This is a genomic window from Polaromonas sp. P1_E1_2, from assembly GCF_056406035.1.
In genome coordinates, this window is the sequence record NZ_JBFUAZ010000083.1 from 1 (window position 1) to 10284 (window position 10284).

The following is a 10284-nucleotide window of genomic DNA, read 5'->3' on the forward strand; positions in this document are numbered from 1 at the left end:
GCTCAAGCCCGAAGCAGGCCTGAAGGCCACGCCGCTCGACGTGATCGAGAACCCGAAGAAGCTGAAGTTTGTGGAGCTCGACGCCGCACAGCTGCCACGCTCGCTGGACGACCTGGACGCCTCGGCCGTCAACACCAACTACGCGCTCTCCGCCGGGCTGAACCCCAAGGACGCGATTGCCCAGGAAGCCGCCAAGTCACCGTATGTGAATCTGCTCGCCGTGCGTGAGCAAGACAAGGACAAGCCCTGGGTGGCCAAGCTGGTCAAGGCCTACCACTCGGAAGAAATCCGCAAGTACGTGCAGGCCGAGTTCAAGGGCGCTGTGCTGCCCGGGTTCTGAGCGTAGCCAGGCGGAGCGCAAGGCATGAGCCGGTTGCTGACCCTTCCCAATGCCGGCGCCTTGTCGATTCGCGCCAAGGCGCTKGTGTTCGAAGACCCCGGCTCGCTGGCCCTGCTGGAGCGCGTCGACCAGGTAGCGCCCACCGAAGCCACGGTCCTGATCATTGGTGAAACCGGCACCGGCAAGGAGTTGCTGGCGCGCCGSATCCACCAGGGCAGCGGACGCAGCGGGCCTTTTGTGGCGGTGAACTGCGGCGCTTTCAGCGAGTCGCTGATCGATGCCGAACTGTTTGGCCATGAAACCGGCGCTTTCACCGGCGCTGCGCACGCCCGCGCSGGCTGGTTTGAGGCGGCCGACGGCGGCACGCTGTTCCTTGACGAAATTGGTGACTTGTCGCTGAGCCTGCAAGTCAAACTGCTGCGCGTGCTGCAGGAGCGCCAGGTGGTGCGCATCGGTTCGCGCAAGCCGATTGCGTTGGACGTGCGCCTGATTGCGGCAACCAACGTCGACCTGCGTGATGCGGTGAACGCCAGCCACTTTCGCGCCGACCTTTACTACCGCCTGAGCGTTGCCACGCTGGAGCTTCGCCCGCTGTTTGAGCGGCCCGGCGACATCCTGCCGCTGGCGCGACATTTCCTGGCGAGCTATGCCGCGCGCCTGGGCATCAAGGATGCAAGCCTTTCGCCCGAGGCAGAGCAGGCCCTGCTGGCCCATGACTGGCCCGGCAATATCCGCGAGCTGGAAAACGTCATCCACTACGCGCTCATCGTGGCGCCGGCGGCAACGCTGCATGTGGCGGACCTGCAGGGCATTCACCGCTCTGCACGCATGGCGTCCCGCGCGGCCCCTGCCGCATTGCCGGCACCTGCTTCCGTAGAACAGGTTTCAACCCACGCGGTGCAGGGCGCTGCACCAGTCAGTTTGCGCGAGGTGCTGCTGCAGCGCATGAACGAGGCCGAACCTGAACTGTTTGACACCGTCGAGGCCACGCTGGTGAAGACGGCCTTTGAGTTCTGCCATGGCAACCAGGTGCAGACAGCGCATCTGCTGGGCCTTTCGCGCAACGTGCTGCGAACCTTGCTCAAGCGCCATGGTTTGCTCGACCGACCTGCGCAGGCTGATGACGTGGCAGAAGATCAAACCGCTTCGTTGTCACAGTAACTGCAGGTGGGTGCTGTATTCACAGCAGCCGTTGAACACTTTCCCTCACCCAGTCCTGCCCGGCTGCTTCGATTGCAGCAAGAGATTGAAAAAAAGCCGTACGGTGCCCGGTTTTCACTGGCACAGGTCATGCGTAGAAGCTTGTCAGCAGCGTCATTTCTGCCGCCTGTTTTATCAACGACACAAGGAGCTTCTTCATGACAACATTGCCCGTGGATATTCACCCGGTCGCAGGCCGCATCGGCGCCGAAGTGCGCGGCCTGCGCCTGTCTGCCGACCTGCCAGGCGCCACCATCACCGCGCTGAACCAGGCGCTGCTCAAGCACAAGGTGCTGTTCTTTCGCGGCCAGCAGCATCTGGACGACGCATCGCAGGAGGCCTTTGCCAAGCGCCTGGGCGAGCCGGTGCCGCACCCCACGGTACCGGTGCGCCAGGGCACGGGCTTTATCCTTGAGCTGGATTCGGAACACGGCGGGCGTGCCAACTCCTGGCACACCGACGTGACCTTCGCCGTGGCCCCGCCCAAGATCTCGGTGCTGCGCGGCGTGGTGATCCCGCCCGCCGGCGGCGATACGGTGTGGGCCAACACGGCATTGGCTTACCAGGGCCTGCCGCCCGCGCTGCGCGAGCTGGCTGAAAAGCTCTGGGTGATTCACGGCAACGATTACGACTACGCCGCTTCACGCAGCGAAGACGAAGTGTCGAGCGAAGGCCTGCGGCATTACCGCGAGGTTTTCACCCGCACCTTGCATGAAGCCGAGCACCCGGTGGTGCGCGTGCACCCCGAAACCCGCGAGCGCACGCTGGTGCTCGGGCACTTCGCGAAAAAGCTGGTCGGTTATTCCAGCACCGATTCACAGCACCTGCTGTCGGTGCTGCAAAGCCACGTAACGCGCCTTGAAAACACCGTACGCTGGCGCTGGATCCAGGGTGACGTGGTGATCTGGGACAACCGCGCTACGCAGCACTACGCCATCAATGACTACGGCGACCAGAAGCGCATCGTGCGCCGCGTCACACTGGCCGGCGACGTGCCGATCAGCGTGGACGGCCGCCGCTCACGCGTGCATGGCGGCCAGGCGCAGCCACCGAAGGTCGCCCAACCGGTAGTGCCTGCCGAGGCCGTGGCTGCCTGATGGATTGATCTTTCGTGTGGCATGGCCGTGCTGCCAGTGCGGCCGGCCATTTTTGCCGGCTTCGCGCCGGCTTTTTTGTGCTTTTGAGCAAAAAAATGGCCGTCTTGATGCATTTTGAGCAATCAAAACGGCCGCTAGGCCAATGAAAATGGGCGCCACCAGCTATCAAATAGATAGCATATGGTGGCGATGGGTTGAGGCTCAGGCTCTCTGCAGCAGGTGGTAGCTGTGGTCGTCCGAAGCGGTCGACTTGCGGCCACCGCCCCAGCCGACGGCTTTGCGGTAGCTGCCGAGCAGGGCGCCGTGGCGCAAGGCTTCTTCATTCACCTGCACGGACTCATCGGCGCTGGGAGCGACAAACAGCGCGTCTTCCGGGCAGTACAGCTCGCACATGAAACAGGTCTGGCAGTCACCCTGGCGCGCGATGACCGGTGGGCCGCCGGGCACGGCGTCGAACACGTTGGTGGGGCAGGCCGTCACGCAGATGTTGCAGCCGGTGCATTGCGAAGCGCTGATGAGCTCGATCATGCGACCACTTCCTGGCTGACCCGGATTTCGTCGAGCCCGTTGCTGATGAGGCGGTGCCGCTGCGTGGGGTCGGGTGCGGCGTGCTCCTGGCGCCGGTGCATGCCCCGCGTTTCGTTGCGGGCCAGGGCGCTGCGGTACATCCATCGTGAATGGGCCAGCAGCGCGGCGGCTTCGCGTGTGCGAACCGCCTGTTGCCTGTCGGCCGGTGCGGCCTGGCGCAGGCGCAGCCACAACGCGTCGAGCCGCGACAGAGAATCTTCCAGCACGCCGCCGCTGCGGAACCAGTTGCGCTCATAAGGAAACACTTCGGCCTGCACGGCCCGGATCAGGACTTCGCTGTCGGTGTGTTCGCTGCCCGTGCCCTGCAGGCCCACGCCGCCGGCGCGCAGCACCGCGCGTGCGGCGCTGTGCCCGTTGGAGCGTGCGAAGCCCGCTGCGCCCGCACCGGCCCAGAACCCGGACGACAGGGCCCAGGCCGCGTTGTGGCTGCCGCCGCCGGTAAAGGCGCCGCAGATCAGCTCACGCGTGGCGGCGTCACCCGCGGCATACAGGCCGGGCACTGAAGTCGCGCAGTCGCGGCCCGTAATGCGCAGGCCGCCGGTTCCGCGCACGGTGCCTTCCAGCCGCAAGGTCACGGGAAAGCGCTGGGTGAAAGGGTCTATGCCTGCGCGGTCGAAGGGCAAAAAGAAGTTGGGCTGGGCGGTGCGCATCCAGGCTTTCACCTGGTCGTCGGCTTTATCCAAACGGCCGAACACACGCTGGGTCTGCAATGTTTTGGCAATCAGGCTGCGGCCAAAAGCCGAGCCGGCGCCTTCAATCACGCTGCCGTCTTCGTAGTAGAAGGTGGCCCACTGGTAGAACAGCGACTTGGTGACCGAGGCAAATGCTGCACCCAGGCCGTAGGCGTTGGAAAACTCCATGCCTGAAAAATCAGCGCCCACCTCGGCGGCCATCAGGTGGCCGTCGCCGGTCAGCACGTTGCAGCCCAGCGCGCGGCTTAAGAAAGCGCAGCCGCCGGTGGCGATCACGGCAGCACCAGCGCGCACCACCCAGGGCTCGAGCGTCTGGCGTTGCTGGCCGGTGGCGCCGCACACGGTGCCTTGTTCGTCCACCAGCAGTTCCAGTGCCGGGCTATGGTCGAGGATGCGCACACCTGCCTCCTTGGCGCGCTTGCGTATCAGGCGCATGTACTCGGGGCCTTGCAGCGAGGCACGGCGCTGCTCGCCGTCTTCGCCTATCGGGAAAGGGTAGCCCCATTCGGCCAGCTGCTGCATGTTGGCGTAGGTCTGCTCAAGCACGCGGTCCATCCACGCGTGTTCGGCCAGTTGCCCGCCCTTGTCGTAACGGCTGGCTTTGGCGTCTTCGCGCTGCGTGCCTTGCGGCTCCACGTACCAGACGCCTGTGCCCGAAGGCGCCGTGGCGCCCGAGGTGCCGCAGTAGCCCTTGTCGGCCAGCACCACCTTGGCGCCCTGTGCTGCGGCGCTGATGGCGGCCCAGGTTCCGGCGGGGCCGCCGCCTATGACCAGCACGTCGGCATCGTGCTGCCGGGCGCCTGCCGCGTTCGAGAGGGCGGTGAAGTTGAAGTCGCGGCTTCCCATCACGCCACCTTTTGGGCCTTGACGGCGAACTGGTTGACGGGCCGGTCCAGCCCGAGGTTTTCGCGCAGCGTGCTGCCTTCGTATTCGGTGCGGAAAATGCCGCGGCGCTGCAACTCGGGGATCACCAGGTCCACAAAGTCGTTGAGCGACTCGGGCAGCACTGGCGGCATGACATTGAAGCCGTCGGCGGCGCCGTTTTCAAACCACTCCTGGATCTTGTCCGCGATGGTCTGCGGCGTGCCTACCACCACCCAGTGGCCGCGCGCACCGGCCAGGTATTCATAAAGTTGGCGCACCGTGAGCTTGTCGCGCCGCGCCAGCTCCAGCACCACGTGAGCGCGGCTGTTCTGGCCCTTGGGCGGTTCGGGAATGTAGGGTGGCGGGGCGTCCAGGTCCCACTTCGTGAGGTCTTCGCCGGGCCAGAATTGGGCAATGGTGTTCAGGCCCACCGAAGGGTGAATCAGCTTTTGCAGCTCGGCCCACTTGGCCTCAGCCTCGGCCTGTGTGCGGCCGATGACAGGCGAGATGCCGGGCAGGATCAGCAGCTGTTCAGGCCGGCGGCCGTATTTGGCCAGGCGGCCTTTCACGTCGCGGTAGAAGGCCTGCGCTTCGGCCAGGCTGGTCCAGGCGGTGAAGATCGCTTCGGCGGTGGCCGCCGCCAGTTCGCGCCCGGGCTCGGACGAGCCGGCCTGCACAATGACCGGGTAGCCTTGCGGCGGCCGCTCCAGGTTGAGTGGGCCCTGCACCTTGAAGTATTTGCCGCTGTGGTTGATCTCGTGCAGCTTGGCCGGGTCAAAGTAGCGGCCTGTTTCGGGGTTGCGGATGAAGGCATCGTCTTCGAAGCTGTCCCACAGGCCTTTCACCACGTCGATGAACTCATGGGCCTGCTCATAGCGCACCTCGGGGTCGGGGTGTTTGTCGAGTCCGAAATTTCCGTACACATTGTCGGCGCCGGTGGTCACGACATTCCAGGCCGCGCGACCTTTGCTGATGTGGTCCAGCGAGGCGAACTTGCGTGCCAGCAGGAAGGGGTCTTCGTAAGTGGTGGAAGCCGTCGCCACAAAGCCGATGTGTTTCGTCACGGCCGACAGGGCCGCCCACAAAGTGACCGGTTCGAAATAGGACACGCGGCCCTGCCGGCTGAAGGCCTCGTCGGTGCCGTGGAACGCCACGCCCGGGCTGTCGGCCACAAACACCTGGTCGAACAGGCCGCGCTCGGCCGTCTTGGCCACCTCGATGTAGTGGTCGATGTTGACGCCTGAATCGACCTGCGAGCCAGGATGCCGCCAGGCCGCGATATGGTGGCCTGTGGCCATGATGAATGCGCCCAGGCGAAGTTTGCGTTGAGTCATGAGGGATGTCTTTCTGTGGGTAATGGGGTCAGCTGTGCGAGGAAGCAGGCTTCCACGCCGTGAAGTGGCGCTCCAGCGCCTGCAGTGCAAAGTTCAGCGTGACCCCGATGGCTGTGATGGCGATGATCCCGAAGTACATGTCGGCAATCAGGAAACTGAACTGGGCGTAGATGATCAGGTAGCCCAGCCCGGCTTTGGCACCCACCATCTCGGCGGCAATCAGCACCAGCATGGCCGAAGCCGCAGCCAGGCGTATGCCCACGAAGATGGTCGGCACGGAAGCGGGCAGGATGACCTTCAGGAACAACTGGCGCGGTGTCACTCCCATGGTGCGGGCCGACTTCACGAGCAGCGGATCCACCTGCCGCACGGCCGAGATGGTGTTGAGCAACAGGGGCCAGGCGCACGAATACACCACGATGGAGACCTTGGACACCTCGCCAATACCCAGCAGCAGCAAGAACACTGGCAGCAATGCCAGCGGTGCCGTGTTGCGCAGCAGCTCAATCAGCGGGTTGAGCGTGTTGCCCAGGCGCCGGTACCAGCCGATGGCCAGCCCCAGCGGGATCGCGAACACGATGGCCAGCAGCAGGCCGCCGAGCGAACGGGCCAGGCTGATGGAGGTGTGTTCCCACAGCTGGCCGTTCAGTGCCAATGCCCAGCCGGCGGCAAGCACCTCGCTGAGCGGCGGCAGGAAGGTCGGGTCGGTGAGGCCCAGGCGCGGCGCCAGTTCCCACAGCAGGGCCAGCGCCACGATCAGGCCGGAGCGCCAGGTGGCATTGGCAACTTGCGCCTGCAGGCGCTTCCAGAGCGGCGGCGTGTGAAGGGCTAGCGGTGCGGCGCCCGCGTTCAGGGCAATGTCAGACATGGGCAATTTCCTTGAGGATGGGTTGTGAGGAAATACGGGCGCGGCGTTCGCGGCGGGCAGATGCCACCTCGTCATGCAGCTGCGACCAGATCTCGTGGCGCAGCTCGCCGAACAGCGGCAGCGAGCGCACGTCGTCGGTGCCGCTGCGCAAGGATTCGGGGATGTCCACGATCTGCTTGATGCGGCCCGGCCGGGTCGTCATGATGGCCACGCGCTGGCCCAGCACCACGGCTTCGTCGATGCCGTGCGTGATGAACACAATCGTCTTGCCGGTGCGTTGCCAGATTTCGATCAGCTCTTCCTGCAGCGTTTCGCGTGTCTGCGCATCGAGCGCGGCAAAGGGCTCGTCCATCAGCAGCACCTGCGGCTCGTAAGCCAGGCTGCGCGCAATGGCCACGCGCTGCTTCATGCCGCCGGAAAGTTCATGCGGAAAGCGGTTGGMAAARTCGGTCAGGCCCACCAGCTCCAGGTAGTGCGCGGCCTTCTCGCGCCGGGCGCGCTTGCTCACGCCCGCCACCTCCAGGCCAAAGGCCACGTTGTCGAGCGCGCTGAGCCAGGGGAAGAGGGCGTATTGCTGGAACACCACGCCGCGGTCGCGCGCCGGCCCAGAGACAGGCAGGCCGTCAATCAGCACGCGGCCGCTGGTGGGCAGCGCCAGACCGGCCAGCAAATCGAGCAGGGTGGACTTGCCGCAGCCGCTGGGCCCGACCAGCACCAGGAACTCGCCGGGGCGCACGTCAAGCGTCACGTCATGGACAGCGATAAAACGTTTGGCGGCGCCGCCGTCGTCCGCGCGAACGGTGAACTCCTTGCTGACGTTTTCAAAGCGGATTTTTGCGGCGCTCATTTGGCCACCGCCAGCTTGTCGCCGCTGTTGGCGTAGGGATTGAAGGCGTTGGTGTACAGGTCAGTGGGCTTTACCTGGCCGGGTTTGAGCAAACCGTCCTTGACCAGCCAGTCAATCCAGATCTGCAGCTCCTTGTCCTTGATCACGCCTCCGGTTCCCGCCACGCCGGTACTTTTCCAGTACTGGATGGTGTCTGTGCTTTCGGCGCGCTTGCGGCCGTCAATGATCTTGACGAAGCGCGCCCGCACCTCGGCTGGCGGTGTGTTGCGCGCCCATTCGATGGAACGCGCCAGCGCCGACACCAGGTGGCGGCTGGTGTTGGGGTTTTGCTCGATGAACTTGTTGTGCAGAACGATGGAACCGGCCGTGAAGTTGCCATACAGGTCGCGGTCTGTGAACAGCGGGCGTATGCCGCCGCGCTCCCGCGCCTTGTCGCGCAGCACACCGCCCAGGGTGGTGACTTCGACCTGGCCCTGGCGCAGTACCTGTTCACCGGTGACCGGCGGCGTTACGACCAGCGTCACCTGCTTGGCTTCCGCTTCGCTGAGCCTGGCGCGTTCCAGGTATTCGCGGACCATGAACTCGTGGTGTGCGCCCAGCGTGTTCACCGCAACTTTTTTGCCGATCAGGTCGCGTGCGGATTTGATCGGGCTGTCTTCCTTGACGTAGTAGCCGCTCCAGGTGTTTTCGTCCACCCCGTAGTAGCCCAGCACCGCCTTGATCGGCGCTTTCTTGGCCAGCAACTTCACGACCGCGCCGTTGAAGGCGCCGCCCAGGTCGACATCGCCAGTGACCACGCTCTGGATGTCCTGCGGGCCGCTGATGGTGTTGCCTACCCATTTGGCCTTGAGCGGCGCAAGGTAGCCCAGGTCTTCAGCCAGCTCAATCCAGGTGACCTGGCCGGCCCAGCCCTGGTAGCGGATTTCGGTTCTTTCAGGTGGGGGCGCGGCATGGCCTTGAGCGGACAGGAGGCCAAACGACAAAGCTGTGAGACCGAGGAAGCGAGTGATGTTCATGGCGTGAGGAGTGAGTGGTTGACGGGTTCAACATCGCAGCATCCATGCCAGTGATTTCGGGCTGATTCAGGGGGGATTTCTGGGTTTTCAGGTCGTCCGGGTGGCTTTGTTGCTGCATCCCGGGCAGCCGGCTGTTGAGGTGCTGTCTGGTTTTGCGCAGAGGCGGCCTGGCGTGTTGACGGGAAGCGGGCAGCGTTGTGGAACCTTGGGGTATTTCTGTCCTGAAGTCCTACAGCGCGCGGCGGTGAATTGATTTAAAACCGGAAATGCCTTTTGCGCATTCGCGCATTCGCTGATCAAACCCTTTCATTCCCACCCTCCTGGAGAACCCCATGGCTCAATACAACATCGCTGTCATCGTCGGCAGCATCCGCAAGGATTCGTTCAACAAAAAACTCGCCAGTGCGCTTGAGAAGCTGTTCCCCGCGGACTTCAGCTTCACGCATGTGCGCATTGACGACCTGCCGCCCTACAACCAGGATGACGACGGGAATCCGTCGGCAGAGGTGAAGCGGCTCAAGGGCGAGATCAAGGCGGCGCAGGGCCTGCTGTTTGTCACGCCTGAATACAACCGCTCAATTCCCGGTGTGCTGAAAAACGCCATTGACCATGCCTCACGGCCTTATGGCCAAAGTGCCTGGGACGGCAAGCCTGCCGGCGTGATTGGGGCATCGGTTGGCGCGATTGGTACCGCGCTTGCCCAGCAGCACCTGCGCAATATCCTGGCCTATCTGAATGTGCCTACGCTGGGGCAGCCTGAGGCTTTTGTCTACAACAAGGACGGTTTGTACGACGCTGATGGCGGCATCAGTGAAGGCAGCCGCAAGTTTTTGCAGGGGTGGGTGGATGCTTATGTGGGGTGGGTTAAGAAGCACGCCTGAGCGTCATGCTTTTTGCTCAGGGCGGCTGGCCGGGGGTTGCCCGGCGGCAACTCACTTTCTTTTGCTTCGCCAAAAGAAAGTAAGCAAAGGTCACGTAGTGGGGATTCGCTCACTTCGCGAAGCGAAGTTACGCGAATACCAAAAGGCGACCCTGCTGTCTGCGTCCCTTCGCTGCGCTGCGGGCAGCCTGCGGTGCTCGGTCCAGCCGGGGTCTCGCTCGAACTCGCCTTCGGCTCAGACAATCGCGATCCCTGATCCGCCTGGCCCTGCGCTCCTCGGCGCATCCACAAGGGTTTGGGGAAGGAATACCTAAAACCGAAACCCGAATAGCGGACGCAGGCTTCTGCTTAAAACGGCGCGTCGCCTTCGATGGTGGTGCGGTAGAGCTTGCGGCGCAGGTGGTCGGGGGTGCCTGCGGCCAGGTGGGTGACTGAGCGGTTGTCCCAGAACACCATGTCGTGCGGCTGCCATTGGTGGCGGTAGATGAGTTCGGGGCGTGAGGTGTGTTCGAACAGTTCGCTGAGCAGGGCGGTGCTTTCGTCCTCTGGTATGCCCAG

At 64.1% G+C, this 10284-nt stretch carries 11 protein-coding genes; 4 read left to right on the plus strand and 7 right to left on the minus strand.

The features are described 5' to 3' along the window. From AC1D1P_RS06525 to AC1D1P_RS06535, 3 genes are all read left to right on the plus strand, one after another. Positions 1-340 (plus strand): MetQ/NlpA family ABC transporter substrate-binding protein (locus AC1D1P_RS06525; RefSeq protein ID WP_477672450.1); only part of this gene is annotated, 340 nt, incomplete at its 5' end. Positions 341-364: 24 nt separating this feature from the next. After that, a complete protein-coding gene (locus tag AC1D1P_RS06530) occupies positions 365-1501 on the plus strand; it encodes a sigma-54 interaction domain-containing protein (protein ID WP_477672451.1) in 1137 nt (378 codons plus the stop codon). Positions 1502-1698: 197 nt separating this feature from the next. Then, positions 1699-2637: a TauD/TfdA dioxygenase family protein gene (locus tag AC1D1P_RS06535; RefSeq protein WP_477672452.1), complete on the plus strand. Its 939-nt coding sequence runs from the start codon at positions 1699-1701 to the stop codon at positions 2635-2637. 201 nt (positions 2638-2838) lie between these two features. Here AC1D1P_RS06535 and AC1D1P_RS06540 read toward each other — a convergent pair whose 3' ends face one another. From AC1D1P_RS06540 to AC1D1P_RS06565, 6 genes are read right to left on the minus strand one after another with little or no spacing between them, the layout of a single operon-like run. Continuing rightward, positions 2839-3165: a 4Fe-4S binding protein gene (locus AC1D1P_RS06540; RefSeq protein WP_477670794.1), complete on the minus strand. Its 327-nt coding sequence runs from the start codon at positions 3163-3165 to the stop codon at positions 2839-2841. Further along, positions 3162-4763 carry an FAD-binding protein gene (locus tag AC1D1P_RS06545; protein ID WP_477672459.1) on the minus strand — a complete coding sequence of 534 codons (1602 nt, stop codon included), beginning with the start codon at positions 4761-4763 and terminating at the stop codon, positions 3162-3164. Before AC1D1P_RS06545 ends, AC1D1P_RS06540 begins: the two co-directional genes overlap by 4 nt. After that, positions 4763-6115 (minus strand): LLM class flavin-dependent oxidoreductase, encoded by a 1353-nt coding sequence (locus AC1D1P_RS06550; RefSeq protein ID WP_477672453.1) that lies wholly within the window; start codon positions 6113-6115, stop codon positions 4763-4765. The genes AC1D1P_RS06545 and AC1D1P_RS06550 overlap by 1 nt, the downstream gene beginning before the upstream one ends. A 28-nt stretch (positions 6116-6143) precedes the next feature. Next, the gene (locus AC1D1P_RS06555) at positions 6144-6983 is read right to left on the minus strand and encodes an ABC transporter permease (protein ID WP_477672454.1); all 840 of its coding nucleotides are present in this window, start codon (positions 6981-6983) and stop codon (positions 6144-6146) included. After that, positions 6976-7830, minus strand: coding sequence for an ABC transporter ATP-binding protein (locus AC1D1P_RS06560; RefSeq protein ID WP_477672455.1), 855 nt, complete (start codon positions 7828-7830; stop codon positions 6976-6978). The genes AC1D1P_RS06555 and AC1D1P_RS06560 overlap by 8 nt, the downstream gene beginning before the upstream one ends. Next, the gene (locus AC1D1P_RS06565) at positions 7827-8846 is read right to left on the minus strand and encodes an ABC transporter substrate-binding protein (RefSeq protein ID WP_477672456.1); all 1020 of its coding nucleotides are present in this window, start codon (positions 8844-8846) and stop codon (positions 7827-7829) included. The genes AC1D1P_RS06560 and AC1D1P_RS06565 overlap by 4 nt, the downstream gene beginning before the upstream one ends. A 332-nt stretch (positions 8847-9178) precedes the next feature. Between AC1D1P_RS06565 and AC1D1P_RS06570 the strand changes: the two genes are divergently transcribed. Then, positions 9179-9727 carry an NADPH-dependent FMN reductase gene (locus AC1D1P_RS06570; protein WP_477672457.1) on the plus strand — a complete coding sequence of 183 codons (549 nt, stop codon included), beginning with the start codon at positions 9179-9181 and terminating at the stop codon, positions 9725-9727. Between the two features lie 347 nt (positions 9728-10074). Here the strand turns inward: AC1D1P_RS06570 and AC1D1P_RS06575 are convergent. Then, the coding region (locus tag AC1D1P_RS06575; protein WP_477672458.1) for a TauD/TfdA dioxygenase family protein at positions 10075-10284 on the minus strand (210 nt) is incomplete at its 5' end.